Origin of the sequence: Bdellovibrio bacteriovorus (assembly GCF_001592735.1) — a bacterium.
Classification (GTDB): domain Bacteria; phylum Bdellovibrionota; class Bdellovibrionia; order Bdellovibrionales; family Bdellovibrionaceae; genus Bdellovibrio; species Bdellovibrio bacteriovorus_D.
In genome coordinates, this window is the sequence record NZ_LUKE01000001.1 from 272,462 (window position 1) to 296,079 (window position 23,618).

The 23,618-nt window shown below is 46.2% G+C and carries 25 protein-coding genes; 10 read left to right on the forward strand and 15 right to left on the reverse strand.

The annotated features are described in order from the left end of the window. Nucleotides 1-106 precede the first annotated feature (106 nt). The 3 genes from AZI86_RS01315 to AZI86_RS01325 all read right to left on the reverse strand — a co-directional run bounded on the left by AZI86_RS01315 (nt 107) and on the right by AZI86_RS01325 (nt 2,665). Nucleotides 107-928, reverse strand: coding sequence for a protein-glutamine glutaminase family protein (locus AZI86_RS01315; RefSeq protein ID WP_061833287.1), 822 nt, complete (start codon nt 926-928; stop codon nt 107-109). A gap of 81 nt (nt 929-1,009) precedes the next feature. After that, nucleotides 1,010-2,128 (reverse strand): hypothetical protein, encoded by a 1,119-nt coding sequence (locus AZI86_RS01320; RefSeq protein ID WP_061833288.1) that lies wholly within the window; start codon nt 2,126-2,128, stop codon nt 1,010-1,012. A gap of 129 nt (nt 2,129-2,257) precedes the next feature. Further along, entirely contained in the window at nt 2,258-2,665 is a 408-nt protein-coding gene (locus AZI86_RS01325) for a hypothetical protein (protein ID WP_061833289.1), read from the reverse strand. 159 nt (nt 2,666-2,824) lie between these two features. On the opposite strand from AZI86_RS01325, the gene AZI86_RS01330 reads away from it, so the two are divergent. Continuing rightward, a complete protein-coding gene (locus AZI86_RS01330) occupies nt 2,825-3,382 on the forward strand; it encodes a hypothetical protein (protein ID WP_061833290.1) in 558 nt (185 codons plus the stop codon). On the opposite strand, the gene AZI86_RS01335 is transcribed toward AZI86_RS01330, so the two are convergent. The 3 genes from AZI86_RS01335 to AZI86_RS01345 form a co-directional block, all read right to left on the reverse strand. Beyond that, complete coding sequence (locus AZI86_RS01335; RefSeq protein WP_061833291.1) at nt 3,379-3,810, reverse strand: ankyrin repeat domain-containing protein; 432 nt, start codon at nt 3,808-3,810, stop codon at nt 3,379-3,381. The two genes, AZI86_RS01330 and AZI86_RS01335, sit on opposite strands and share 4 nt — an antisense overlap. 97 nt (nt 3,811-3,907) lie before the next feature. Further along, entirely contained in the window at nt 3,908-4,357 is a 450-nt protein-coding gene (locus tag AZI86_RS01340; protein ID WP_061833292.1) for a hypothetical protein, read from the reverse strand. Then, the gene (locus AZI86_RS01345) at nt 4,357-5,007 is read right to left on the reverse strand and encodes a hypothetical protein (protein WP_061833293.1); all 651 of its coding nucleotides are present in this window, start codon (nt 5,005-5,007) and stop codon (nt 4,357-4,359) included. The genes AZI86_RS01340 and AZI86_RS01345 overlap by 1 nt, the downstream gene beginning before the upstream one ends. A gap of 145 nt (nt 5,008-5,152) precedes the next feature. Between AZI86_RS01345 and AZI86_RS01350 the strand changes: the two genes are divergently transcribed. After that, a complete protein-coding gene (locus tag AZI86_RS01350) occupies nt 5,153-5,653 on the forward strand; it encodes an OmpH family outer membrane protein (protein WP_061833294.1) in 501 nt (166 codons plus the stop codon). Between the two features lie 24 nt (nt 5,654-5,677). On the opposite strand, the gene AZI86_RS01355 is transcribed toward AZI86_RS01350, so the two are convergent. Next, on the reverse strand, nt 5,678-7,354 hold the full coding sequence (locus AZI86_RS01355) for a hypothetical protein (RefSeq protein WP_061833295.1): 1,677 nt from the start codon (nt 7,352-7,354) through the stop codon (nt 5,678-5,680). 131 nt (nt 7,355-7,485) lie between these two features. Here AZI86_RS01355 and AZI86_RS01360 point away from each other — a divergent pair, with 131 nt between their 5' ends. Beyond that, nucleotides 7,486-8,919 (forward strand): Ada metal-binding domain-containing protein, encoded by a 1,434-nt coding sequence (locus AZI86_RS01360; RefSeq protein ID WP_061833296.1) that lies wholly within the window; start codon nt 7,486-7,488, stop codon nt 8,917-8,919. A 1-nt stretch (nt 8,920) separates the two neighbouring features. Beyond that, nucleotides 8,921-9,412 (forward strand): methylated-DNA--[protein]-cysteine S-methyltransferase, encoded by a 492-nt coding sequence (locus tag AZI86_RS01365; protein ID WP_061833297.1) that lies wholly within the window; start codon nt 8,921-8,923, stop codon nt 9,410-9,412. Here the strand turns inward: AZI86_RS01365 and AZI86_RS01370 are convergent. Next, on the reverse strand, nt 9,384-10,076 hold the full coding sequence (locus tag AZI86_RS01370; RefSeq protein ID WP_061833298.1) for a class I SAM-dependent methyltransferase: 693 nt from the start codon (nt 10,074-10,076) through the stop codon (nt 9,384-9,386). The genes AZI86_RS01365 and AZI86_RS01370 overlap by 29 nt on opposite strands. A 261-nt stretch (nt 10,077-10,337) precedes the next feature. On the opposite strand from AZI86_RS01370, the gene AZI86_RS01375 reads away from it, so the two are divergent. Beyond that, complete coding sequence (locus AZI86_RS01375; protein ID WP_061833299.1) at nt 10,338-11,600, forward strand: hypothetical protein; 1,263 nt, start codon at nt 10,338-10,340, stop codon at nt 11,598-11,600. A gap of 6 nt (nt 11,601-11,606) precedes the next feature. On the opposite strand, the gene AZI86_RS01380 is transcribed toward AZI86_RS01375, so the two are convergent. From AZI86_RS01380 to AZI86_RS01390, 3 genes are all read right to left on the reverse strand, one after another. Then, complete coding sequence (locus AZI86_RS01380) at nt 11,607-13,250, reverse strand: hypothetical protein (protein ID WP_061833300.1); 1,644 nt, start codon at nt 13,248-13,250, stop codon at nt 11,607-11,609. Then, entirely contained in the window at nt 13,247-13,948 is a 702-nt protein-coding gene (locus AZI86_RS01385; RefSeq protein WP_061833301.1) for a hypothetical protein, read from the reverse strand. The genes AZI86_RS01380 and AZI86_RS01385 overlap by 4 nt, the downstream gene beginning before the upstream one ends. A gap of 90 nt (nt 13,949-14,038) precedes the next feature. Then, a complete protein-coding gene (locus AZI86_RS01390; RefSeq protein WP_061833302.1) occupies nt 14,039-15,502 on the reverse strand; it encodes a lytic transglycosylase domain-containing protein in 1,464 nt (487 codons plus the stop codon). A gap of 292 nt (nt 15,503-15,794) precedes the next feature. On the opposite strand from AZI86_RS01390, the gene AZI86_RS01395 reads away from it, so the two are divergent. Both AZI86_RS01395 and AZI86_RS01400 read left to right on the forward strand, forming a co-directional pair. Further along, complete coding sequence (locus AZI86_RS01395) at nt 15,795-16,628, forward strand: hypothetical protein (RefSeq protein ID WP_216635882.1); 834 nt, start codon at nt 15,795-15,797, stop codon at nt 16,626-16,628. Nucleotides 16,629-16,635: 7 nt separating this feature from the next. Next, the gene (locus tag AZI86_RS01400) at nt 16,636-17,517 is read left to right on the forward strand and encodes a MipA/OmpV family protein (protein ID WP_061833304.1); all 882 of its coding nucleotides are present in this window, start codon (nt 16,636-16,638) and stop codon (nt 17,515-17,517) included. On the opposite strand, the gene AZI86_RS01405 is transcribed toward AZI86_RS01400, so the two are convergent. Further along, nucleotides 17,514-19,457: a methionine--tRNA ligase gene (locus AZI86_RS01405; protein ID WP_061833305.1), complete on the reverse strand. Its 1,944-nt coding sequence runs from the start codon at nt 19,455-19,457 to the stop codon at nt 17,514-17,516. The genes AZI86_RS01400 and AZI86_RS01405 overlap by 4 nt on opposite strands. A 246-nt stretch (nt 19,458-19,703) precedes the next feature. On the opposite strand from AZI86_RS01405, the gene AZI86_RS01410 reads away from it, so the two are divergent. Continuing rightward, nucleotides 19,704-19,883, forward strand: a complete 180-nt coding sequence (locus AZI86_RS01410) for a hypothetical protein (protein WP_061833306.1) — start codon at nt 19,704-19,706, stop codon at nt 19,881-19,883. Between the two features lie 26 nt (nt 19,884-19,909). Here the strand turns inward: AZI86_RS01410 and AZI86_RS01415 are convergent, their stop codons facing one another. Next, nucleotides 19,910-20,455, reverse strand: coding sequence for a metalloregulator ArsR/SmtB family transcription factor (locus tag AZI86_RS01415; protein WP_061833307.1), 546 nt, complete (start codon nt 20,453-20,455; stop codon nt 19,910-19,912). 1 nt (nt 20,456) lies between these two features. After that, the gene (locus AZI86_RS01420; protein WP_061833308.1) at nt 20,457-20,801 is read right to left on the reverse strand and encodes a hypothetical protein; all 345 of its coding nucleotides are present in this window, start codon (nt 20,799-20,801) and stop codon (nt 20,457-20,459) included. A 249-nt stretch (nt 20,802-21,050) separates the two neighbouring features. Here AZI86_RS01420 and AZI86_RS01425 point away from each other — a divergent pair, with 249 nt between their 5' ends. Next, nucleotides 21,051-21,938, forward strand: a complete 888-nt coding sequence (locus AZI86_RS01425; protein ID WP_061833309.1) for an HNH endonuclease — start codon at nt 21,051-21,053, stop codon at nt 21,936-21,938. A 3-nt stretch (nt 21,939-21,941) separates the two neighbouring features. On the opposite strand, the gene AZI86_RS01430 is transcribed toward AZI86_RS01425, so the two are convergent. After that, entirely contained in the window at nt 21,942-22,874 is a 933-nt protein-coding gene (locus AZI86_RS01430; RefSeq protein WP_061833310.1) for a hypothetical protein, read from the reverse strand. A 77-nt stretch (nt 22,875-22,951) separates the two neighbouring features. On the opposite strand from AZI86_RS01430, the gene AZI86_RS01435 reads away from it, so the two are divergent. After that, nucleotides 22,952-23,611: a hypothetical protein gene (locus AZI86_RS01435; protein WP_061833311.1), complete on the forward strand. Its 660-nt coding sequence runs from the start codon at nt 22,952-22,954 to the stop codon at nt 23,609-23,611. Nucleotides 23,612-23,618: the final 7 nt, after the last annotated feature.

Below are 23,618 nucleotides of genomic sequence, written 5' to 3' on the forward strand. Positions count from 1 at the left end.
AAGGGCCCGACTTAAAGAGGCAAGTTCTTTGGTTTTTTAGAAGGAAATTGCAAAAAAGGACTGTCGAAGTTTTTGATACTGCGGGGGGATTTAGGTCAATTTTTCACTAGGGTCTTGGCTTACGCATGAGGCGCTCATCACGTTGGGCTTTTTCAATGGCTTCATGGGCTCGTTGGGTGTTCATAAAACCATTTGGATCATCTTCATGTCGATCCGACTGACCAAATGCCCTACTGCTCGTAACCCACGAACTGGCCGAAGGATCCTGACTCTTCACCAAGGCTTCCCACTGATTTAATGGCACCGCTTTATCAAAAAGAATGGGATCAATCACGTAGGGTTCTGCCTGGCCATTTTTTTCAACGTACACCACATTCGCTACATGGAACTCATCCCAGCGAAACTTTCGACCCTTGGCTTCGACCCACAATGAGTTTTTAAACATCCAAAGAGTCGCCGCCGACCGTGAAGGACTCACGAAGACCTTGCCACTCTCCACTTTACAATCTTTCGCGATATCATCTGCGATTAAGTGGGACCTCGCCGCGCAAACTCCGGTAGCAGCCCAGCCGTCCTTGATAAGGTAGCGACTTTTTTGTTTGTTCACGTATTTAAAAACATCCTGCACGTCACTTTCAGTTAAGCGACTGACGGGGAATTTTTTTTCAGAATAGCTGGTCATTTCGGTCTGAGCCGGAATATCGGCGCGGGACGAGTCGCAACGATTTAAGTTTTTTGCTTGCAAGGTTTCTTCGATGGGGGCCTCTGCCGCGGCGGTCTCAACAACGGCGGACTTCTTGGGTTTGAGCTCCTTATGAACCTGGCAGGTTGTTTTAGGTTTATTTAGCTTATCGCAGGCATCGACAACATTGCGTTGAATAAGTTCTTCGATGGACAGCTCTTCGGCCCGCGCAAATTGCAGGCTCAAAATGAGACAGACTAGGGATAGCACACGCCATAACGACATGCTGAACACATCGGAAATATCTAATTTGGACTTTAAGTGGATTTAGTTCGTACCGCGACGAGCACTTTGATTGCTGCTTCCCCCGCGACTGGCGCTGGTAATAAACGTCGTGGAGCCCAAAAGGAAATCAGGACGCGTGATTTTCAAATAGGAGGGCACGTTGTTAGCCATGTCATAAATATCGGTCATCGGAACGATTTCGCGATCTTTGAATACGTATTTCTTAGCAACGCTTGCAAGCTCCGTCTTTGAAACCTTCATTTCTTTTACATACAGTAGGCTTCCGAATGAATAACACTCAAGGCCCTTTGCGGTTAAAAGGATAGAGGTGCACTTTTTATCCGTGTCTGGTTCTAACGAACATGAGGGGCTTAAGTCATTTTTTCCCTGATCGTTCGTAATCACTTCAATGGGGGTCGCACCAACCCCTTCAAAGGATTTTTTCTTACCCATAAATATCCGGTGAATGAAAGAACTTTTACGACGTTCCGCTGCTATGTCCGTCAGTGAAATCGAGCACAGGTTCACCGCAAATTTATCGGCAGCTTCACGCACATTGATCGAAGCCCTACGTGCTTTTTCTAAATCATCCACATTTAAAACAAATTTTTTATTACCGCGAACACAGGCGACTTTGCCTTCACCAGCAGCTTGAAAAGAATCACAGTCTAATGACTCTCCGTCAGCAAGAATATCGCCATTTTCATTCATCAAAATAGCGCCGTTATAATAACTGCTTTTAGCCACGATCAACTTATGATCGGTATTATTGTCATCAAGATTGGCCACGACATCATAGGAGCGATTCGTGATAGTATTACCCGTTTTGCGATCCATAAGCTTAAAGTTTTTATCATTCGGGGCCCAGCACTCCACGTAGCCCGAAATGACGGACGCCGTGATACGACTGCATCCCAGGCGCTGCTCATCAGTGCACTTAGCACCGGGCATTTCACAGATGGCTTTTTGTTGGAATTGGAGATTCGAGAGTGTGTTGCCTCCACCGCCCGAAGCGACACCCGCAAAAGGACCTCCCTTATTGTCTAATATTCTTTCGAAGATGTTACAGAGTTGACCGCGCGGGCAATCAGCCGCCAAAGAATGCAATGGGAAACCAACAGCTAAAGTTAGTACAACAAATCGAAATAATTTGGAGATCATGTATTTAATTAAGCCACAAATTCGTTCAAATTGAGCTAATTTTTAATTCAAGCCAGCCTTTGGACAGCTTAAATTCTTATTGGTTTTTTTTAATGTCTCACCTTGAGAATATCTCCTAGATCAGGCACTTTAAGGTTTCTTTTGCCGGTCTTCAATTCGCCCGGCAAGCTCGCGAATCTGCTTTTGTAATTCAGGACTCAGGGTCTGTAAAAATTTTTGCGGATCTTTTTGCGCGTTGGCCAGGGCTTCTTTCAAAGCCGCCGAATCATTTCCCTTCACCTCACCTAAGACCTGAGAAGCCAGCTTATAGATGGCTTCTTGGTCCATCTTATTCCCGCCCGTCACATCCTGTACTTGGGCCGCCGCCTCTTTCGCTTCGGGCGTGGTAATCATCTGCTGGCGTTGGGTGGCGTTTATCAGGTCTTTTTGAGTTTTTTCTACAGCCTTGGTGTATTCCGCCATTTCATCGTCGGCTAGGGAGATGTTGGTGGAAAAAGTGATACCAAGAGCTAAAAGAAAATAAAGAAGTTTGTTCATGGATTTATTGTCCCAACATACCCTGGTTTGGTCTATTTCTGAATAAAGATTTCCTAAACTGAAACAAAGATCGGGGTGGCCGAAGGCCTTCTTGACTTCATTTCCAGGCCTCTGTTATTCCCATTCCACAATTCTTAAAGCATTTGTTCCGGAGGGGTTATGAAGCTTTTTTGGGGTCTATTATTTCTTGGGTTTTCATTTGTTTCTGGAACCGCCCTAGCCCAAGTTCCAGGATGCTTAACTAACAATCCGCATTCATTCGCCTGCCAACAAGGAACCTTCTTTGGACGTATTTTTCCCTTAGTCCCGGCGTCTTCTAAAGCCCTTACTGGTAACTGGCGAGCTTTCGTGTACGCTCCGGCGCCAAGACAAGCCGCCCTTTTCCGGCCCCGCTTTTCACCCCGCAATCCTCGCATTCCGACCGGAATCGTCAATAGCGATAACAGCTTAGTGGGTTCTTTATTTTGGCCAGGTACGAAGGGTTTGCGTTTTCCAAACTTCCGCGTGGCGGGAAATAACTTGCAACAAATTGGCGACGTTCGGCTTTCTGACCAAATGACCGCACAGGTCCCGTTCTTTAATCCACGTGAAGGCACTCGCGAGCTTTTTATTTGCCGCGTGTTTGTACGCAATCGCACGGAACATCTTTTGTGTCAGTGGTTACGCAATAGCAGCCAAGGTTTTACCATGATGGGTTATTTCGGTTTCATCCGCTAAGACTTTCGTTTCATCCCGCGGATGGTGACCTTAAAAGGGTCTTTCCACTCGCGAGTCCCTTCAGGCAAAAGATCCAAGACACTTCTGCGCCCAAAAAGCTGAGCAAAGTCCATCACCGTCAAGTCGCGGTGATTTTTTAGCGACGTATCAGCGCCTGAACGCAAAAGCACACGAACCACCTCTGTATGCCCTTTAAAAGCCGCACGCATTAAAACCGAAGTGCCCGAAAGGTCCACCGTATCTACGTCAGCCCCTTGAGATAAAAGATATTCTGTCGCCGTGGAATGTCCGTTGTACGCGGAAAGCATTAAAAGAGAATGCCCGCGATGATTTCGCGCTTCGATATCTCCACCACCACTTAGATAGTTTGAAAGCTTCGATATGTTGCCATAACGAGCGTCTTCAAAAACCGCTTCCCAAGGTGCCACGTGCCTTCTCCTGCTTTTTGTATCGTAAGCATAAGAAAGCAGACGCCGCGGATGGCATTTGCATTTGTGTAATTTGTTAAAATAAAGGAGCGAGGACTTATCGGCCTTTATTTTTTGGCAGCTTCGAAGTGGTGGGCCCCTCTTCGCCCTCTTTCATAAAGTCGCGGGAAAATTTCATTTCTTTTTTCAAAGACTCACGTTGATCTTTCGGCAGATCTTTTAAGGCTTCAGCAAATTCCTTAGGGTGAGAGTCTTCGACGGCCACCAGATAATCTGGAAGCTCGCCATGCGCGTCGGTTTTTAGCATAAGCATGGTCGCAGTTAAAAGGCTGCGGATTTCTTCAGAAAGATTTTTTTTGTCTGCAGAAAGCTTTTCATTCACTTGCGCCAAGTAGTCATTGTACTGGTCGTAACCTTTGGCCTCGTCTTCTTCGTAAACCTTGGTCATCTTTTCAACGTCGGCACAAATGGCGCAAGTGCCAGACACGGCGGCTTGAGCCGTCAGAGACAAAGACAAAAATGTTGCGATGATAAGAGCTGATTTCATTAATCCACCCCCGACTGTTGTTTCTTCTTCACGCGGATTGGTTTGTAACCCACGCTCGGGCAACTCCCGATAGGTCCTTGAGAGATTTTATCAAAGTCTGGATAATAACACCCCGTCAAAATGCGTCGACCCGCATTATACACGTTTGCCGGCGTACTTGTGGACATAAAGTGATGATACATTCCATCATCCCCCACAACTTCGCTGTGCCCGTGAATATCCCCCTTCGAAGCGGAATAACCACGACGAAGAACGCCCTTATAAATACGCACCGCTCCCGGAGTTTCGCATTTAGAATTATCTAAAACAAAGCCCACTTTCAAGAGATCTGAGCCCCCATCTTTGGCCGATATTTGGGACATATGGGATTTCACGCACTCCCGATTTTTTCCCATGGCATCGGCGATAATAAATTTGACCGAACGGTAGCAATAGTTTTTTCCGGCAGAATAACCCACACCCGCGCTGGCACTTTTTGCCATACGCATGCCGATATCATTAGGTGGTACAAATCGCGAAGGAGATTGCAGGGCGTCGCCCGTGGATTGAGACTCTCCGTCAATATTCACCCGGCGCGTGAAAGCGTCAGAAGTTTGAAGGCCGGCAACCAGAATAAGACCCAACAGTGAAAACAGTTTAAGTGCTCGCATATATAAAGTGTACGTGGTCGAGACAACACCCTGTCCAGCTTCAATTCTTCGAACCTAGACAAAAGTGCTTATTGATTTACGACGCTCCGGAAATCTTTGAAGTCCCCCAGAAGCAGCGTAGGATTTTTTAAATAAAGGTGGTTCCATGAAAAAGTCTTTCGTGATCGGTTTGATGTTGTTAACAACGAGTTTTGCCCAAGCCGACATTAAAATTGCAATCGTCGACATGCAAAAAGTTGTTCAATCTTCATCTGCGGGTAAAAAAGCCAAAGCAACGCTAGAAGAAGAATTCAATAAAAAGAAAAAAGAATTAGAAAAAAAAGAAGCCGAACTTAAAAAAATGAACGATGACATCGAAAAGAAAAAAGCCGTGATGTCCGAAGATGCTTTGCAAAAGCGTCATCAAGAATTCCAAGGCGAAATGATGAAGTACCGTGAGTTGGTCAATAAAAGCCAAGGTGAAATTCAAAAACGCCAAAGTGAACTCGCTGCCCCCATCATGGAAAAAATCAGCAAGGTTTTAGATCGCATGATGAAAGAAAAGGCTTATGATTTGATTTTAGAAAATAATCCTGGGATCTTGCGTTCTGTCAGCAGCATGAATATTTCAGATGAAGTTTTAAAAGAAATTGAAAAAGAAAAGTAAGAGCTGATTTGAGGGAAAGCGCTCCTAAAGAGCGCATCCCATTCGTTTTTCATTAAGGCTTGGTTGTAATTTAGAAAACATTCCTGACTTTTCCTGAGGGTTGAGCCAATAAGAAGCTCGGTAAGAATCCTCCACCAATTCCATAAATTTCGTCTGCACGGGGAATTCATTCCAGTTGGTGCACATCACCGCGCCTGCAGAATTTAGGGCCTGACTGATAGAGCTGTGGGGATTTCCTAAGTTATAAAGATATGACCACAGCGAAGTTTGATCCCGCGAATCTTCTTTATTGTTGATTTCTGACCAATCCCGATCAAAACCAAAAAGTCTTTTAGCAATCCCTTGAGCAAAAACACTCTCCGCACCTTGGCGGGTGATGTATAAAACATTCTGACAACCCGCCGCCTTTAAGACTTGCACCGGATGTAAATCAGACCACCCCCCAGCCGAAACAAACTCCTTACCGGCTTCAGTGGTAAATTCGCGTAACGGTGATAAACCGGGTTCAGCCGGAGATAATGCAAGCACCTGTCTCCAGGTCGTTGAACCCAAAGAAACAAAACGACGGCTTTTTTCGTCGTTCATATTTAAAGCATCTTCGATTCCTTGCAGATCTTCAGCATCGCCCCAATATCCAAAGCGCACGTCATCGGGGTTGGTGACGTAAAATTTCGCCCCAAACTGAGGACTTAATTGGCGATGATAATCCAACTGTGCTTCACGAAATTCCGAAACCGCAACACCCGTTAAGATCGCCGTTGTTGGATAGACCTGGAACTGGGATCCGATGCGTTGTTCCTCGTAACCTTCTTTTGGACCGCGGGAGAATTCTTCACGGAAAAGTTCACTAAAATGGGCCGCGCATTTAGGATTTTTTTGCACGATCTGTGTCCAAGAAAGACCCATGGAATCTTTTTGGCAGGAATCAAAAAACTTCTGCCAGTTTTTCACTTGCGCCCCGCTGCCGCTGTTTAATGCGTAAAACCCCGCTATCGAACCAAATGTTTTAGCTGCTTGATCAAAATTCACGATCCCTGCACGGAAAAATAAATTAGGCGATTGCGCATTAAAACTTCCGAAAGTTTGCACTGAATCCATCAGTTCCCTAATATAGAACTGCGAAGTTTTAACATCGTTCTTTTGCAAGGCAATAAAAAGAGGCCTTAAAGAATTCACATCAAACAACCCCAACTGCACGGCATGATTGATCACGCTTCGGGCTTGTTGAAACTGTTTCGCCGAAACCAAAGATAAGGCGTTATTTAAAACGTCCCCTTCTTTTAAGTTTTTGGCCATGCCAAAGAGAGTTTTAAAATCATTCCAGGAATCCGTGCGTTGAACCTCGCCAAAAAATCCCACCATGCTTTTCAAAAGCAAAGAGGCTCTTTCTTTTTGTACCTGAATATTTTGGCCCCGCACCATCGGGTGAGACGCCATAGATTCTAATAAGAACATTGAAATCGTCGCGGAACTTCCCCCCGCCATGGCGTTTGGTAATCCCAGTTGCTCCACACTGCGAGCCAAAGCTCCCCAATGGGCTGGTTGGGCTTCGCCATTACCTCGCAAGGCGATACAGTAACCCGCATTAGTGGAGGCGGGGTTGCGTTTATCTTGATTTGGTTGAGTTAGTGGAAAAAAGAAATTCCAGACAAAAAATCCGGCCACCAAAAAAAGTGCTAAAAACAGTCCCTGTTTTTTCATGCGTTTTCACCTCATGTGATAGGCCCTATTGCACCTTGCCTTGCCGCGAAGTTCAACCGCTATTTTGACATGGCAGGATGAGGTCCGAAAATGGCCAGATTTTCATATTCACCTGGGGTATAGTCGTTTCCATGAAGCAGGACGACATTTTTTACCAAGCCATGCTCGCGCGCGATCCGCGCTTTGACGGTAAATTCTTCGTGGGAGTTAAAACCACCGGAATTTATTGTCGTCCTATTTGTCCTGCAAAACCCAGACGCGAAAACGTCGAATTCTTTTCATCCCCGTTTGAAGCCGAACGTTCTGGATATCGACCTTGTCTGCGCTGCCGTCCCGAAAGTGCTCCGCGATCTCCCGCTTGGATTGGCACTTCGGCAGTGGTGCAAAGAGCACTTAAGGTTTTACATGCGCAAGAAAGTTTAGACTTTAACGAAGATGATTTTGCTAATCAATTTGGGGTGACAGCTCGACACTTGCGTCGTCTGTTTATTAAAGAAATCGGCAAAACCCCCAAGCAGCTTTCCTTTGAAAATCGCTTGAATTTAAGCCGCAAATTGATTTCGGAAACTTCACTTCCTATTTCTGAGGCTGCTTTGGCCGCGGGATTTAAATCCATTCGCCGATTCAACGCCGCCTTTAAGGATCGCTTTAAAAAAAGTCCTCGTGACATTCGCCGCAGTAAAATTTCTAAAACTGAAAATCTGCGTCTTAGCCTGTCTTACCGCCCCCCGTTTGATTTTGCCGGTCTGCTAAAAACCTATAAAAATCATCGCATGGGGCATTTAGAGTGGTTCACGGATGACACCATGTTTCGCGTGGTTCACCACAATGGCCAGGTGGGCACGGTCTGCATCAAAGACCACGCGGATTCCAGCTGTTTGATGGTGGAAATTGAATTTCCGGACAGCTCGGCCGTGATTTTTATCTTATCCAAAATCCGAGCGATGTTTGATTTAGATTCTGATCCCGTCATTGTGGCTAATGCCTTAGAAAAAGATCCGGATTTAAAAAAGATTTTAAAAAAATACCCCGGCATTCGTTTGCCCTCCGGCTGGGATGGTTTTGAAGTGGCGATAGCTTCTATCCTGGGACAATTAGTCAGCGTGGAGCGCGGTCGCGCCTTGGTTCACGATTTAATCGAGATGATTGGCACCGATTCAGGATTAACAAATGAACTGGGGCCCATAAAACTTTTCCCCACACCAAAACAGATCGTGGACGCGGATTTAGAAAAATTAAAAACCACACGTACCCGCAAGCAAACCTTAAAAGATTTCTCGAAGGCTCTGATAGACGGAAAAATATCTTTAGAGCCCACCCAAGACGTGGATGCATTCATAAAACAAGTTCTTAAAATTCGGGGGATCGGTCCGTGGACGGCAAACTATATGGCTCTTAAAGTTTTGCGCAGCACAGATACTTTTCCCGGAACGGATTTAATCTTGGCCCGCGCCTTAGACAATCATCACCCCGAACTTTTAAATCGGGTGCGCCCTTGGCGCGGATATGCGGCGGCTTTGTTTTGGCGTGGCTATACCGGAACTGTGGCAAAGAAAGGAAAATAAAATGTCTTTAGCACAAATCCAATTTTCGACCCCTTTTGGGCCCATGTTTGCGGTGGCCTCTGAGAATGGTTTACGCAGTCTTTATTCTTTTGAAAAAGAAATTCCCGCCCCGAACGCCGGATCGGCACAGGCAAAAATTCTTTCGCAGCTCGTGGATCAGATGGAACAATACTTCTCCGGAAATCTCACACAGTTTGAGGTGCCGCTAGATCCTGTGGGGACGGAATTTCAAAAGAAAGTGTGGCGGCAGCTTTCACTGATTCCTTATGGCCAAACAATCTCATATCTGCAGCTTGCAAAAAATATCGGCAACTTGAAAGCATCACGCGCCGTGGGCAGTGCGAACGGTAAAAATCCTTTATGGGTCGTGGTGCCTTGCCATCGCGTGATCACCTCCAGCGGCGCCTTAGGGGGCTATGCCGGAGGCTTACATATGAAAAGTTTTTTGTTAGATTTAGAAAATGCTAGTCTTTCGAAAAATGCCAAATTCTAATCATCGGTTTTCCTAAGTGACGCGACCACTGCGGTTTGATTTTTTCTAAATCCGCGTCACCCAATATATCTTCAGCGCGAATCAAACTCAGCCCCGCATTGCCGGCGCCCAGAACAAAATCTTCTTCTCGATGCGGATGACTGGTCAGATGAACTTCGGTGTCTTCATTCACTTTGAAATGGGCCATCACCCCTTGTTCCGTGCGCGAAGGATGAATTTCGGAAAGATACAGATCCCCTTTTGTTTTTAGAGCTCGGGCGGCTTTTTCAAAAAAAAGATGTAAATCGCTTACGTGTTCTAGAACCAGGCTTTCCAAAACCACATCGTAATTTGTTCCCAGCGAAGTCTCTTTTATAAAATCGGCCTCTTTAAAAGTGACTAAAGGACTCTCGATTTTCTTTTTCGCCACGGCGAGCATTCCCGAAGATAGATCTAATGCCGTAACTTGATTACCGTTAGCAACAAGTTTTTGCGTGTGCCGACCCGTTCCGCAGCCAATTTCTAAAATCTTTTTCCCGGTGTGATGTCGCCAAAATGCCGGAAAGTTTTTTTCATCCATAGCCACTGTAGGATTAGGATATTGATCGTAAAATGCGGACCATTGGTCATACCCGTCTTTGTTGCTGGTTTTGTTAGAGCTGGTTTTGTTCTTTGTGAAAGACATAGATACTCCTTATTGAGGTCTGCCTGACCACGTGAGGAGCATGAATTTTTTGAACTCAAGGGATGAGTTCGCAGCGCCACTGCACCGTCAAAGTACCAAAGCTCTGTTCAGGTTTCAACGCTTTTTCTCGACGTAAGTCCCCAGCATAATGCCCAGAATATAGGCATTATGGATGAAGATCCTGCAAACAATTTCAACGTTCCACCTAAGATTAAATTCCTCGCGGCGAGCGGCCGAAAGGTCCTATGACGGAGGTCTTATATGATCGGAACCACTCCAGCCAGAAAACTTGTGGTACTTAGTTGTTTGTTAACTTTGATGGCTTGCGCTCCCGGTGCAAATCTTCCCAGCATCGATGAATCAGGCTCAGAGACAGCCACCGAAGTTCGTGAGCCCGCAGGTAATGAAGATTCCAGTTTTGGCTCTGAAAGTCCTTCTCTATTAGAAACCAGTAAAAAGCTTTTACTCAACCAAGCCATGACCTTACGTTATGAAAAATCCGGCGTGCTTGAATCTAAGGTCGAGCTTCCGGAAGGCACGCAAATCGAAATCCCACAAAACTTTGAAGTGAAGTATTTGGACTATCGCACTTCTTCAGGGGCGATCGAAAGATCCAGCACAGGTTTCGTCTATCCAATAAAAGTCCTTAGTGTGCAGTCTAAATACCAATCCAGCTTTCCCGCATCTAAGATCGCTTCTATCAATGCGACGGCAGGGGGTTTATATATTTCTGCTTCCATCGTCGGCAACATCGAAGGTACGACGGGAAATTTTGCCGTCATCGCTGCCGCTGCGCCAGGCGCCGGTTTTGCGACTTATTACCAAACAACCGGCAAACCAAAAGTGGGCTTCACCACTTCTGCGAAAAAACGTTTCGGTGATAAGCTCAATAAAGGTACGGATCCGGCAAGTCTTTCTTCGGCTCAACGTCAAAAGTATCAGTCTATTTATAATGAATTAGTGAAAGCCGTAAATCGTAAAGTCGCTACCCCCAAATCTTACTTGATGATGGATAAAGCCAAGGCGACCCAAGCCTCAATCAACTTTGAAAAGACCGGCACTATCTTAACCGGCGGCGCTTGGACGATTGCGACCGAAGCCACGGCCGTCCGTCACGGTTTCCCGAATGTTCCCTGTGCAGAATTTCAATCCGAACTTTTACGTCAAGCCTACCAACGTGCGGGTTATCGTGTGACCGATGACTTTAGCAAGGCTAAAGGAAACCAACTGATCTGGTCCAACACCGCCGCGGTTGTTAATTTCTCAATGGCTCTTTATAAAGCGGGCTGGACCGCTTGGGATCCTCAAAGTTATCGCCCGATTGTGGGTTCTTTCTTGATGCATGGTTCTGGTTTGAGCCCCGGTCATACTTATATCTCTGCCGGAGATGACGGCATGGTGATCGTAGATAACGGCGCTCCGCAAGGCCGCGACCTTCGTAAATCGACAGCAAAATCGATCAGCATCCAGTTTCAAACCGGCGTTTTCTTTTTACCTCCCGGGGTGATTCCTCCGAAATGGTAAGATCAATTAGTTATATGTTTTCCAGGTTATGAAACAGGTGCCGTTATAATTGATACGATAAATTTCGTAAATCACTTTACTTGCGGCAGTCACGGCCGCATTTGCCGGACTGTAAACACTTGTAGAACAACTGCCCGAAAACGTGTATGTGTAAGCCGAAGCATTTAAGATGATTAACCTCTTCTTCATCCCGGCGTTAACTCCGTTCAGACTGATTGACGCCGAAGAGGCCGTCGGAAAGATCACGGTGTCTGCGGTCGAAAAATCGGCCGTACTGCCACTGCCCGTCGTTTCCGAGATCTGAGATCCACCGATATCGGTGTACATGGAGCCATCACACACTTGCATCTTGCCGGTAAAAAATCGCAGCACACCGATTCGCCCCGAATTACATCCCACACCATCATCGCCAAAACGAAGGGTCCCGTTCACTGACAAGGTTGCACTTGGCGTATTTGTTCCGATACCGACATTTCCACCGGCATCAAAGATCGCCGAATTCTGAAATCCAGCGCCATCAAATCGGGGCACCGAGTTCGCTGCCAGACCGGAAAATAATGGTGCCCAGGCTCCATCACCGCGAAGGAAGGTGGAGGTATTCGCTGATCCAATCCCTAAGCGAACGGGAGGAATCACGCCGGATGCGATCGCGGAGGCGTCTAAAGCTCCGATAATCTGACACTCAAACGTATCGGTCAGCGAAGACCACTTCACCGTTTGATTGGCCATGCATGCACCGGTATTAAAGGCACTGCCGCCCACACTATTTCGGATATCATTAAAACGGATGCCTTGGGCGACCCAGGCTGTACCGTTGGATCTTAAAACTTCACCTGCCGCCCCCGGCATGGGCATTAAACCATTAATCGCATTAGCGGAAATCGATACGACTCGCCCCTTTGGATCGACGGTAAGCACCGGAACCATATTCGACGCACCATAAGTACCCGCCGTCACGCCACTGTTTGCTAACATAGGATTCGGATAAGTTCCGACTAAATCCCCTCCCGCGGCACCCACCGGTCCACTTCCGCCCGCAGGCGCATACAAAGATGAGGTACCGGCGATAAGATTTGTTAACTCTGTGACTTGCGCGGGATTAAATGCAGGAACGCCGACAGGATTGTTCGAACCGTCCACGGCACGGAGAAGACTTTGGGCTTCAAAGGCACCGACCGTACGTGCCGTATCTGCCATTGGAACGGGATTGATCGTCAATGTGCCCACCACATCCGCCGCACCACCACCAACATAGATGGTCACCCGCATGCGGCGCACGTCATTAATTCCCGGCGCGTAAGTTGAACCCGTCGCGCAAGAAAGACCATTCATGGTACCGTGATTTTGGAAAACACGAAGGAGCGTGGGATAGCTTCCCATCACCGTGCCGGTTCCGACGTTTAAAGAAAAATACCCCTCTGAAGCCGACATATCCAAAGTATGTGATTCACGGAATAACACACAGGCTTCAGACCCTGGACTTAAAATCTCTAAAACAAATTGAACCGACGAGTTCGTCACCACATTGCCGGAAGGGTCCACCAAAGAACCTTCATAGGTAAATCCTGCATGGGCTTGAAAACCAAAGACACTTAAACAGATGCTCAAGGACATTCCTGCCAACAGGGACTTGAAAAGATTTTTTCTCATTGGCTGACCTTCCAGTTTTTAATCTTGTAGTTGGTTCCTAAAGTCTTTTCGTCATTGAAAGGACCGACTTTGGAATACACTTTATAATTCATCGGAGAAACCATCACGCTGGCCCCACTGACAACACGCCCGGCACGTTTAGGAGCGGTCTTGGTAGTTGCTAGGCAGCTTGCAGGCCAGGATTTTTGAACCGCGATGTTTTGCGACTGACTGGGGACTGTGAATGGAATTTCAACAATAACGTTTGGCTTTACATCGACGTTCTCAGCTTTGCCTAAATAATAAATTCGCTCGATAGGCCAACTCCATCCGGTTTTTGCCACCTTTGGGCAAGGCTCCGTGCTTTGCCTTAAAAAGGCATACAATTCAAAATTGCGCTCCATCCCGATTTCAACGTCCACCGACAATTCACCACCGGGGCCGATAGCGCCCGCGATAGTGCCACGTTCAACATCACACGTGGTGGCGGGAACACTCGCGATCCCAGGCCCATTGACGTTGACCGCAAAACACAGTTTTTGTAAATCGATTGATGACATTGTTGAAACATCCGACTGAGACATCTTTTGCATTTGCTCTACGGTCGGCATCTGAATGAGGACGCTCGAGTGACCGCTTGATGATACGCGATCACACGCTGACAGGAACATTCCAAAAGAAAAGACCGCAAAAAGTCCGATGAAATAGTTATTTTTCACACCTAATTATTCGGCGTAAAGTGAACAAAGCTTAAACAGTTTCTCCACACTTTGGATTACAAATGCGCCTCGACCTGAGACGCCGTGATCTTATGGGGTGGACGCGGGCAAGCGAATGTCGCCGCGAGTTTCTCCCAAGAGTTGGGGACGACTTAAAAGCGTTTCATACACCCGGAAATTGCGTCGAACCAAACGAACATACTCACGAGTTTCACTGTAAGGAATCATCTCTACAAAGAGCTCGATATTGTCTGTTGGATATCTTTTTTGCCACTTACGCACAATCCCCGGTCCGGCATTATACGCAGCTAGTGCCAATTCCACCGACCCAAACTCTTCGATCAGCTGCCCAAGGAACTGCGAACCCGCTTGAATATTCTGATCGGGCTTTAACAACAAAGAAGGACGAGGCACACCGAAACGACGCGCCGTCGGATAAATCAATTGCATCAGTCCACTGGCTTTTGCACGGCTTCGAGCTTGAGGATTAAAGGCACTTTCTTGACGTATTAAAGCTTTTACTAAAATAGGATCCATGTCGTGACTGTTTTCCACGATTTCGTTCCAATAACGAGTCGGGAATAAAAGGGTCGTCACGTCCGGAGAAACCATTTCTGGATGATCGGCGATGTAGCGATGTAAGGTTTGGAAAACCGCTAGGTCCGCCCCCGCGTATGTCATCATAACCAAAACGGACGCTTGAAAAGAGTGAGGCAAAGAGCGTAAAGTTTCGTAATTCAATTTGCTCGCAATATATTGAACTGTGCTCTTTTTACCTTTTAGATTTAAATCAACAAACGTGGCCAACAAACGATCCCAGTCTTCAGAACCACTTTGAGTTGTTAAATACCATGCCGCCGGAGTGCGATTTTCTTTAGGCGCATCTTTTAAAAGAATGCCGTAACCACTCCACGGATTGCGTTGACTGACTTCGGAAGCGCCCACGCAGAAACTCTTCACGTAAGCCAAACGGTCACTTGTCCCCCGCTCTGCCGGAGGGAAGTCTTTTAAGTAACCCATGGCACGCGCACAATCATTTTTTTGGATAGAAAAAATCGCCAAGCGGAAATAACTTTCGGCTTTAGCCGCGTAATCACAAGAGATGACTTTTTCATGCAGTTGTTGAGACAATGTCGTCGCTGTTTCGGCCGGAAAATCAATTTCTAGAGTAAAGCCCAAAGCTTGCGCTTCTGGCGCATGTTCACAAGTAAACGTGCTTAGAACTTTTTCGCTTTGGTGCGCGCGACGTTCCGCAGTCCACACGCGGTACTTACGGATAAATCCTTGAGTTAGAGATTTTTCTTTTGGCAGTGCCGGCGCCTTAGACGCACGCAAAGAATCTGGCAAATGAGACGCAGGATCTGCAGAGTTTGACACGTCATAAAGTTCAACGCCCGAAACATGTTCTTTCAAGTAGGCCGTCGTTTCTTCGGGAGTCTGATGCAATGCTTTTTCCAAGGTCATCGCCCCTGCCGGAGCTTTTACCGGATAGGAAACGGGTTTTGAAGCGCAGGAAGCTAACACCAATAATGAAAGAATAAGCGTTTTTTGCATGAGTTCTTATCGGGCATTCTAAACTTTTTTAGCGGCCAGTTTCTTGGTTTCTTAACACGTTCCTAACATTACAAACCCGACCCTGACCTATCGACATGGCGCTCGTCCAAAGTCATAAAAATTCTTTGCCCGAGGCGCTGGAACCTGATCTGATATCTGCATGCAGAATTTCTTATTCCAACGTCTTGGTTTATGCATATGTTTTTTGGGTATTTTCTCAGGCGGGGCCTTTAGCCCAACTTCGGCCCTGGCCTCGGGCGGTTTAAGAAAAGTCCAGGTTCCAGAAAAGCTGATGAAGAAACTAAAAACTTTTGAGCCGTCTTCAGCCCTTTATCTGGGCGACTTAAATCGTTACGTTCTTTCATCTGATGACACAGACAAAAATGAAACGCCCTATCTTTTCTTGATGGATGACCGTGGTCAAGTGGATGAAACTCCCCTGCGTGTTCAAAACTTATCGCAAATGACAGACATTGAGTCCATGACTCAAGACGGTCAAGGAAACATGTATTTATTGTCGTCATTAAGCATTAATAAAAATGGCGCTAATAAGTTTTCACGCAATCTATTTTCCAAGGTATCTCGCCAAGGAAAAGATCTGGTGCTTCTAGAAAAAGTGGAACTGAGATCTCTACTGCTCCACGCGATCAAAAATTCTGATATTCCGGATATTCAAGCCATTCAAAACCAAGTGGATCAATCTTTAGATATCGAGTCTCATTTTATTTTTGATGGACAACTTTACCTGGGACTAAAAAATCCTCAGCCTCGTCCTAATGAAGCTTTGATTTTAAACCTGGGCCGCATCGAAGTGCTTTTGAAAGAACAACGTATTGAAGAGCTCTCCGTTTGGAAAACAGTGAATTTTGGCGGAGCTGGCACGGAGTGCCTGCTTTCTGATCTGCAGATGAGTGGTGATGAAATTTACTTAAGCACGACTTCCGATCGCGGCGAACCTGGTTATCTTTGGCATCTGCAAATTTCAACAGACACGCTTTCGCGCGTCGATACCTTTGATGACGTAAAGCCCGAAGGTCTTGCTTTACGTGCGAAAGACAACAAATTGATGATCGTCTTCGATCAAGGCCTGGAACCTGCTTTATTCCACATGCGTCCTCGGTTATGATGGGTGAATGCATTTTATCCGAGCTCTGATTGCTAGCTTCATTTTTGCTTTGATTACTTTCCCCGATGCTTATGCCCAAGAAGACTCTTCTGAGGCCTATTGGGATTATGGTTTTGGGGTGGGTGCAGTTCACTACGAACACTACCCCGCTTCCGATCAGTTTTCCGATCTTGTTCTTCCGGCTCCGACATTTCAATACCGCGGAAAAATCCTGCGCGCGGATGATCGCGAAGGGGCGCATCTTTATCTTTTGAAAGCTAAAGATCTGACCTTGGAGATGTCGGGCGTGGGATATCCCGCTTTAGATTCCGCAAATAATGAAGCCCGCCGAGGAATGGATAACCTGCCATGGATGTTAGCACTAGGACCTCAGCTGGTCTCTAGACACATTCCTTATATAGAACTGAGCCTTGGAGCTTATCAAGCCATCACAACCGATTTTGATATGACTCGTTTTAATGGTGGCATTTTTGAAGTCCAAGCCCAATACACTCACGACTATGAGTGGATGGAAAGCCAGGGCAAACTTTCAGCCTCTGTGAAGTGGGGCACCGCCGAGCTGCAAGAGCTTTATTATGGAGTTCCCGCAGATAAGGCAACGGCCGAGCGAGCGGCCTATATTACTAAAGACGGACTATTAAGCCAGGATCTGACCTATTCCCATAACTTTAAAAGCGGTCGACTTTCTTGGGTGGTCGGAGCTTCTGTGGGATTTTACGGTCAAGCGGCGAACAGTGACAGCCCTTTGCATAAGTCCGATATGAATGTGACGGGCTTTGCCGGAATGAACTATGTCTTAGGGGAATCTAAAAAACCCGCGGTGCCTCAAGAAGACACCTCAGGCTTAATTAACAGAATCAAACAGCGCCGCGACTTACGCGAGTACTAGTTTGCCGGTGCCTCTTCGGCGACTGCCGGGAAGAATACCCCCTTCGGATTGATCTTGTGACCCGCGGGAATGCCCGTACCAAGTTCCTCGGCGCGGAAAACAGACTCTGGCAAGTTTAATGACTTACGAACCTCATTCATGGTGTCGGGAACAAATGGCGCCAGCATGATCATCAGATTTTTAAGCACATAGAAGCATGTGAAAAGAGCATCTTTTCTTTCGGCTCCCGGCGCACGATCGTCGTGGGGCTTATATTGCGTAAAGAGCGAATTTACTTGGCGCGCGTAATTTTCAATTTGCCCTAACAAAATGGCATAATCCCCTTTTTGCATCGAACGCAGATACATTTGCACCAGCTTGACGGTTTCAGCTTCCGCTTTGCCGATCAATTTTCCTTCTGGCACAATTCCATTAAATTTTGAAATACAAGCGGACAGCGGTTTTTCCAAGGCCGCGTTCATCGGACCTGCTAAGAACTTGTTTCTTTCAGCGAAATGCTCAAAATCAAAATTCGACGCTTTCACGGGCAAGCTTAACAAGGCCAAGAAATACCGAACTTGATCGTTAGAATAACCCATCTCTAACAACTGATCGCCGGTATAAAAGTTCCCCTTAGACTTACTCATTTTTTCGCCGTTCACCATCAAATGGAACACGCTTAAAATTTCCGTCATCTGCAAGTCCCCTTTTTGCGGCAATTGCAGAGGATGTTCCTGCTGACCCAACCACATCGAGCCTTGCATGATCACATAGAAAAAAACATTGTCCTGGCCCAAAAACTGAACCACCGTCGCTTCCGGATCACACCAGAACTCTTTATAAAGATCTTTACTGCGACCCGATTTTTCTAAAGCCACTTGAGTAAACACGATCGGCGCGATGAGGGAATCCGGCCAAACATAAAGAGTTTTCCCCTTCATCTCTGGATCGATTTCTGGCGGAACCGGAATCCCCCAAGAAACGTCACGCGTGATCGGACGATAGGCCCATTTGTCTGTCGCGACCGACGGAATGCCGGCCGCTTCCAGGGTGCCTTGAGCTTTCGCCAGATCGGCTTTGGAATCAAACAGGCACTCTACTTTTTTTCCAGCGACGTAGCGAGATTTATGCTTCGGCAATGTGTCTTTAATAGTTTTATATTTATCTTCAAACTGATTTTCAAAACGGCAACCGATAAGCACGGTATTGATCACTTCTTGAACCACACCGGCACGCCATGCTTTTTGCTTGGTCTCAATCCAAGTTTTCAGTGGATCGGCAGTCTTCCACATATTGAGCCACCAGTGAGCCGTATCTTTAAGTTCGGGAATCGCATCACTCAATTGACTGCGCGGATCTTTTAATTGGCTTGGATCAAATTGAGTTCCGCAAGCGTCACACTCATCAGAATAAGCCTCGGTGTTACCGCAGTTCGGGCACGTGCCGCGCACGAAGCGGTCTTGAAGGAATCGATTCATTTTGGAATCGAACCACTGCTTGGTCACACGCTTTTCCAGGGCTCCGTTTTTATACAGGCGACGCAGAAAATCTTGCGAGTAAGCTTCGTGCAACGGATAAGTCTCAGGACGCGAAGTTCCCGTGAACACGTCGGTTTGAATTGAATATTTTTTTAAAGTGTCTTTTTGTTGTTCATGAATCGTGTCGATAAATTCGCGAATGCTTTTGCCGGCCTTCACCGCCGCCACTTCGCTGGTAGACCCATGGTCATCGTTGCCATTCACGAACAGAACATTTTCAGCCCCGATCAACATCCGCATCCAGCGTGCGTAAATATCGGCCGGAACATGAGCCCCTGCTAAGTGACCCAAATGCAAGGGACCGTTCGCATACGGCATGCCTGCGGTGACCACGACCTTTTTAGGTTTTTTAGCCATGGCTAAAACAGATTTAACGTCGGTCGGTTGCACAAATTTATTTTCTGGTTTTGATCCTGGCTGCATAAATGTCCCCTAGGGGGTTAATTTAACGAAAACTCCGCGTTGATGCATCAATTTAGGAGCTAATAACACGAGATTTTTCGGTAAAATAACAAAAGCAGCTACGGAGGTTGCGATGCATTAAATTTGAAGATGGCTCATAGATACCTGGAGGTGCGTCCAGGAAAGGTAGGGCTAGCGCGGAAAATCCCAAAAACGACACATCATTTCACTAGAATAAGGATCAAGCACCTTAGACCGGAGAATGAAATGCCCAAATGGCTTAATGCCCTAAAAGCCCGCGCTATCAAATTGCATGAAACAATCAAAGCCCTTGATGAAATGCCGATGCGCATGATCCAAGGCGAGTTTTACGAAGAGAAAAAAGCCGAAGTTCGAGCTCCTCGCAAAACGACCACCTCGGTGGAAGATCTCAGACCCAAAAGATAAGCCTGGGATCAGGCTTAAATACCTTATCAAGAGACCACCAACACCAAATTCTCTTTAAGCTGCAGATGCCCCGCCGTCTGCAGCTCTTTTAAAAGCAATCCCGGATCTTCTGCATATATCTCGGCCAGAATCTGTTGCGCTTTTTCTAAAGAATAAGACTTCTTTCCTTGAAAGCTGTGGCTGACTTTTTCTAACACCCACTCCCGCTTCTTTTTTTGCGTGGGGATCTTTATAAGCTTTCCGTATTTAAAGAAGCTTTTCAGTGTTTTTTCTTTAAATTGCTCTTCTTCTTTATCCTGCGCTTTTAAGTCGACCTTGGCTTGCGAAAGCAGTTGTTTCACGGAAAGCTCTAACACGTCCGTCTTTGCTGAATAAATCGTGTAATACTGGTCGCGATAAGACGTGACCAGTCCCACTTCATTCAGTTTTTTCAGATGAAACGACACCGTCGAGGGCGCCAGTTTTAGTCTTTCAGAGATGACTTCGATATAAGCGTTCCGCTCTATCAATAACTGATAAATGCTTAAACGCGATTCATCGCTAAGTGCTTTTAAAATCCCAATGACGTTCATTTTATACCTGAAGTGACATTAAAGCCCGACGAACGCCATCTAAAAAAGCTATCTTGATCTTGCCGATTTCGACATTGCGATGAACATCGTGCTGAATGTCTTTGGCTAATTTCATCGAAAAGTCGCACTCCATGCGCTCCACAAGATCCGTCATCGCGGCTTTTCCCACAAGTCCATGAACAGTGGGTTCTGGACGCGCGAACTTTTCGGACATTTTCAGAAAGATAGCCTCTAGCTCAGAGATGATTTTAAATTCGATATCTGCCGGAAGATCCCCACGACCTGAACTTTTCATTGTGCCCGCCATGGTTTTAATTTTTTCTTTAAATTCTTGGGTGTTAAACATAAACCCTCCTAAAATCTAATTCTATATTTATAGAATTAGATTTTAGTGTCAATTTGTTTTTATGTTTGTCGAATTAAATTCCAGTTCACCACCGATGCGGTTCTGCATGGAGTCATTTTTCATCCCATTTGCACGGCATATATCTTGTTTCACAGGGGCTTCTAAAACCTTGGTGCCAGCTTAGCCCCCTTTCTCCCCTGCTTAAGGTCGCACCTCGGACAGCCTTCGGACAAGGAATGGGTGAATGGAATGATCAAGAAATTATCTGATAGCGAACTCGAAGCAAATTTGAAAATCCTAGTCGCCCACGAGCGCCGAACGTTGCACAGTATTTTAGAACATATTAACGAAATTGATGTCAGAAAACTCTATTTAGAAAAAGCTTACTCTTCACTTTACGATTATTTGATTCAAGAATGCTCATATTCGGGATCAGCCGCCATGCGAAGAATTTCCGCCGCCCGACTTATGAAAGCCGTCCCCGAAGTCGGCGCCCAAATCGAGTCCGGGCACTTAAATCTTTCTCAGGTGTCAGAGCTTTCTCGCGCTATTAAGGAAAAAGAAAAAACGGGCGCAGTGGTCTCAAATATCCAAAAAGCTGATATAGCCCGGGCTATATCACAGAAAAACATCGGACAGACTCAGAGAGAGATTTCCAGGAGCCTGGATCTTGAACTCAAAGCTCCCGAAAAAACATTTGTACAAAAAGATGAGTCTGTTCATCTTCAAATAACGCTTTCTAAAGAGCAGTATCAGCAACTTTTAGAGTGCCGAGACGAAGCCGCCTCGATTTTACTCTCCGAGAATGGAGACGTGAGTTTGGCGAGTGTCATTGGCTTATTGACATCTTCATTTCTTCACGAAAAAAAGAAAACCGTGTCTACCACGGAAACATCCCCGCGTGAAAACAAAACACTCACACCGAAAACCCGAAGAAACATCCTTAAAAAGAATCCCTGCTGCCAGTTTAAAGACCCCGTTACCGGAAAAATCTGTGGCAGTACCTTTAACTTAGAAATAGATCACCGACGGTCGCAGTGGGCGGGAGGGAATCACCATGTCGACAACCTGCAAGTGCTTTGCCGAGCCCATAACAACCATAAATACAGGAAGGAATCGATGGTCCGTTTACTTTAAAATTTAGAAATAAAATCGCAGGTACGTCATGATTCCGTAATAACCAGCGTAATCAAAGTCGCGATTGAAATTCAGGTAAGGAACGACTTCATAGCCGAACATGTTTTTATACAGCATATGATTCCACGAAGGCTGTAAGATGTATTCCGCGAGCTGATAATTAGGCTCATTTGAAAAATTAAAGAACACACCGTAGTTCATAAGCTTGGTGGCGCTAAATCTTTGTCCTAAGCTCACCCCGTTGGTCACGGCAAATTGATGGGAACGATCCTTATAATCGCCTTCATTGATGAAGGTCAGGCTTAGATTATGACTTAAGTGAAAATTAAAGTTGAAAGAAGAAAAAATACCGGCCCCTTCTGCGGCATCGGCATAAAACTCTAACTTGGGGTTGACCCGATAACCGTTTGGCCTTTCCGCCACACTTTCAAACGTCAGGGAATGCGAAATTTGAAAGCGACCTGCAAAACCTAAACGCGGCTGAAACGAAGTCCGAATGTTTCCTAACTTTTTAAAAAACCCGACACGAGCCCCGTAATTCCGTTCACGGGCCTCTTGTCTTAGATAAGTTTGCGTGGCGCTGCGTTCTTTGGTTTCATCGTAAGAAGAAAAAGTCAGATGCCAGTATTCTTCAACATTCGGTAAGCGCAGATTTAAATTAAAACTGGTCGCATCGGAAAAAGCGGTTTTTTCCGAATAAAAAAGTCCTGTTTCCACTTCAAAACGTGTATCATTTTTTCGCTCTGAATATTTCTTCCCGGCTAAAAAAAGATCTAAACCCTCAGCCATCCCGTCAAACCATTCAGAGATTGCGCGATTGTCATCCATCAAAGACTCATCCCAAGCTTTGCGATGGGGATCTTCTTTAAGCAGCTGCGCCATTGCCGGCGGGCTCACCAAAAAAAGTGCTGATAGAAGAAAAACAAGTCGTCGCATAATCTCCGCTGCTCTGAAACTGCAAAGGCGCAGTACTTTTTCATTGTATTTTCTGAGGGAGCTTTTAATCTTCCTCTATGAATGACTTTAAACTGTCTTTTGGGATCATGTCGCTGATTATCTGCTTTTGGATTCCAAAAAATGCCTCTGCTTACAGTATTCAACGCGGAAACGTGTCAGCCATCTTAGGCAACTATGTCTATCGCACTCACTATCAGGGTTCTGATCCCGCCATTTCGACACCCTATCTTTCCGGTCCCGCGTTGACGGTTTTAGGGGACGTTAGCGATAACGGAAGCTTAGAAATCGTGACGATCTACATGAATAAGCTCTATATCCGGGAGCAAGGGGGCTTGAGTGTCGCTGAAAAAACTCAAGCTTTTCATATTACGATGGGTTATCGCCATTGGTTTGGATCTTATTTTTCTACGTCGCTAGGCGTATACACGTCTTATCCGATGGGGGAATCCATGATTGTCCATGACGCTTTTCCGACGGGGCAAAGAATCAACACTACGGCCACCGAGGCCAGCGAGTCAGGACTTGATTGGAGCATCCAGTGGGAAGCGTGGAATAATGGCCGCTGGGGAGCCGTTTTGGAAACGAAGTACTCGTACTCCTTAACCAAACAGTCCAACGAGTGGGCCGACCAATATGGGTTTAATCTTGGCGTACGCTACTTTATCCAAGGCGACGACACTGACGCCGCCATTCAGGAAAAACGCAAACAGAAATAGTCACTTT